The following is a 3209-nucleotide window of genomic DNA, read 5'->3' as shown; positions in this document are numbered from 1 at the left end:
CCCTTTCCCCCGAGGTTCCCCCATGGCTCCGTCCCTCTTCGACGACTACGTGGACGTCCCCAACGTGGAGACCGGCCCGGACTTCGACGCCGCCGACGACCGCACCCTGCGCATGGCCTCCCAGCCGGTGGACAAGGCGCTGCTCGACAGCCTGATCCGCTACCAGGAGACCTTCCTGTCCCATGTGGAGTCGGACGCTGCCCCGGAGGCCATGGCCCGGGCCCAGACGGCCGCGCTCACCGACAGCGGCCTCACCCTCAAGACGGTGGAGTGGGGGCTCTCCGTCCTCCGGGCCTTCGGTGGCCGGCGGTGGACCGCGCAGCGGCTCCAGTCGAAGCTGACGGAGCTGGAGGCCACCTCCGGGGCGGAGGTGGACGCACTGCGCCAGCGCATCCAGACCGAGCTGAAGAAGCAGGAGCGGCACACGGAGGCCCTGGGCCGGCGGTATGGTCCGGACACGGTGGTGCTGTTGCGGGAGCACGAGCCGGTGCTGGTTGCCCTGCACACCCGGCTCACGAAGGTGCTCAGCCGGGGATGAACCAGCCCGTCCGCCCGGTTGCATTCCGCGCCCGGTCATCGCATAAGGGCCCGTTTTCCCTATAGGCCAACCATGAAGCGCTACTTCATCCACACCTTCGGCTGTCAGATGAACGTCAACGACTCGCTCCGCATGAGCGAAGCGTTGTCGAAGATGTCCTACGTCCCGACGCCGGAGCCGGAGAACGCGGACCTCATCATCCTCAACACCTGCTCCATCCGGGAGAAGGCCGAGGACAAGATGCTGTCCGCGCTCGGGCGCTACCGCGCGGTGAAGGCCAGTCGCGGGGCCATCCTGGGCGTGGGCGGCTGCGTGGCCCAGCAGGAGAAGGACAAGCTGCTGAAGAAGGTGCCCTACCTGGACTTCGTCTTCGGCCCGGACAACATCGCGAAGCTGCCGGAGGTCATCACCCGCGTGCAGGAAGCGCGCGAGCGGGTGGTGGAGACCGCCTTCGTGGACTCCGAGGAGTACGTCTTCCCGCGCGCCGACGCGGAGACGTCCCGGGGCAAAGTCACTGAGTTCGTCACCGTGATGAAGGGCTGCGACAACGTCTGCTCGTTCTGCGTCGTGCCGCACACCCGTGGCCGCGAGGTGAGCCGCGCGTTCCCGGACGTGCTCGTCGAAGTGGCGGACCTGGCGCGCGTGGGCCTGCGCGAAGTCACGCTCATCGGTCAGAACGTCAACTCGTACATGGGCGGCATCAGCTTCGCGCAGTTGCTGCTGCGCACCGCGGAGGTGCCGGGCATCGAGCGCGTGCGCTTCACCACAAGCCATCCGCATGACCTGTCGGACGAGCTGATCGAAGCGTTCCGCGTGCAGCCGAAGATCGCCCCGCACTTCCACCTGCCCGTGCAGTGCGGAAGCGATCGCATCCTGAAGATGATGCGCCGCGACTACACCGTGGAGCAGTACCTGGTTCAGCTCGCGAAGCTGCGCGCCGCGCGCCCCGGCATCGCCGTCACCACCGACATCATCGTGGGCTTCCCCGGAGAGACCGAGGAAGAGTTCGAGATGACGATGCAGCTCACCGAACAGGTGAAGTACGAGAACCAGTTCTCCTTCGTCTACAGCCCGCGCCCCAAGACGGGCGCCGCGCTGCGCGAGAAGGAGTGGGGCCTCGTGCCGCACGAGGTGAAGGTGGCCCGGCTGGAGCGCCTGCAGAAGCTCCAGCGGCGCATCAGCGGCGAGTACACCCAGTCCCAGGTGGGCCTGGACGTGGAGGTCATGGTCGAGGGCCGCTCGCGCTACGACGCCACCAAGCGCTTCGGGCGCACGCCGGAGAACCGCACCGTCAACTTCGACGGCGACGCTCCCGCGGGCTCCTTCGTGACGGTCCACATCGAGCGCGCCACGCCCAACCAGCTCCAGGGCAAGCAGGTGGCGGTGCTCCAGGGCCCCACGGTGGCGCCGCCGCCGGTGGAGCTCACGGTGCCGCTGCATGTGCCCGCGGAGGCCTGACGCTTCACCCCGCCGTTCCTTCCGTCTTCCCGGAGGTTCCGTCATGGCGTTGAGGCCGTTTCGCGGGGTGCCCCCCCGCGTCCACCCGAGCTGCTTCGTCGAGGACTCCGCCCAGGTGGTGGGCGACGTGGAGCTGGGCGAGGACTCCTCCGTCTGGTTCAACTCCGTGCTGCGGGGGGATGTGAACTCCATCCGCATCGGCAAGCGCACCAACATCCAGGATCTCACCATGGTGCATGTCACCAGCCAGGGTGACTCCACGACGGTGGGCGACGACTGCACGGTGGGCCACCGGGTCATCCTCCACGGCTGCATCGTGGGCCACCGCGTCCTCGTGGGCATGGGCGCCATCCTGATGGACGGGGTGGAGGTGGGAGACGACTGCATCATCGGCGCCGGGACGCTGCTGACGCCCGGCACGAAGATTCCCCCGGGCTCGCTCGTGGTGGGCTCCCCCGGCAAGGTGAAGCGCCCCATCACCGAGGGCGAGCGCGAGTTCCTGATCCAATCCGCCCTCCACTACGTGGAGACCGCCTCCGAGCACCGCGCGAGCCGCTGACGGCGCCGGGTTGTGCGTGTTAGGAACACCCTCATGGCTCTCGTGCCCGAGACGACCCTCAAGGCCTGCCCGCTGTTCAAGGGCTTCACCGACACCGGCATCGCCATCTTCGCGTCGGCGGCCGTGTCGCGTGCCTTCCCGAAAGGGACAGCGCTGTTCTCCGAGGGCAAGGCCGGCGACTCGCTGCTGATTGTCGGCGAGGGCACCGTGCGGCTGAGCGCCCGGAATCCCGGAGGCGAGGATGTGTCCCTGGGCGAGGTGACGGTGGGCGAACCCCTGGGCGAGCTGGCGCTCGTGCAGAAGGGGGAGCGGCTGTGTACCGCCACCGCGCAGACGGACGTGATGGCGCTGGAGATCCGCTCGGCGGACTTCCAGAAGCTGCTCGCCCAGAAGCCCCAGGCCTGCATCAAGCTGCTCATGGGCATCGTCAGCCACTTCGGCGCCAAGGCGCGGGAGAACCGGGACATGCTGCGCACGCTCGTCGTGCGGTCCACGGGCGCCTGACGCCGGCAGGCTTGGGTGTTGGGTGGAGGGCCCCGTCCTCGTGCCAGGAGGTCGGAAGGGCAAGGAGTCCCTGCCGCCCGCACGGGATGTGGTTACTGTCCTCGCCAGGAGTGGACCCGTGGGCTCCCAGGTTGGAGCACAGGGTAGGGG

The 3209-nt window shown here is 68.5% G+C and carries 4 protein-coding genes; all 4 read left to right on the top strand.

Features of this window, described 5'->3' with window-relative positions; genetic code table 11:
* Positions 1–538: hypothetical protein (locus tag D7Y13_RS40225; protein ID WP_341870473.1), on the top strand; the 538-nt coding region annotated here is incomplete at its 5' end.
* A gap of 72 nt (positions 539–610) precedes the next feature.
* A complete protein-coding gene (gene miaB / locus D7Y13_RS40220) occupies positions 611–1996 on the top strand; it encodes a tRNA (N6-isopentenyl adenosine(37)-C2)-methylthiotransferase MiaB (RefSeq protein ID WP_120538133.1) in 1386 nt (461 codons plus the stop codon).
* A gap of 43 nt (positions 1997–2039) precedes the next feature.
* The gene (locus tag D7Y13_RS40215; RefSeq protein WP_120586050.1) at positions 2040–2555 is read left to right on the top strand and encodes a gamma carbonic anhydrase family protein; all 516 of its coding nucleotides are present in this window, start codon (positions 2040–2042) and stop codon (positions 2553–2555) included.
* Between the two features lie 33 nt (positions 2556–2588).
* Positions 2589–3059 (top strand): cyclic nucleotide-binding domain-containing protein, encoded by a 471-nt coding sequence (locus tag D7Y13_RS40210; RefSeq protein ID WP_120538135.1) that lies wholly within the window; start codon positions 2589–2591, stop codon positions 3057–3059.
* Positions 3060–3209 lie beyond the last annotated feature (150 nt).

The organism is Corallococcus praedator (assembly GCF_003612125.1).
Lineage (GTDB): Bacteria > Myxococcota > Myxococcia > Myxococcales > Myxococcaceae > Corallococcus > Corallococcus praedator.
This window is presented reverse-complemented; position numbering and strand designations above follow the sequence as displayed.

Coding starts and splice junctions, on each gene's coding strand:
- miaB (WP_120538133.1), top strand. CDS start 611: ATGAAGCGCTACTTCATCCACACCTTCGGCTGTCAGATGAACGTCAAC.
- D7Y13_RS40215 (WP_120586050.1), top strand. CDS start 2,040: ATGGCGTTGAGGCCGTTTCGCGGGGTGCCCCCCCGCGTCCACCCGAGC.
- D7Y13_RS40210 (WP_120538135.1), top strand. CDS start 2,589: ATGGCTCTCGTGCCCGAGACGACCCTCAAGGCCTGCCCGCTGTTCAAG.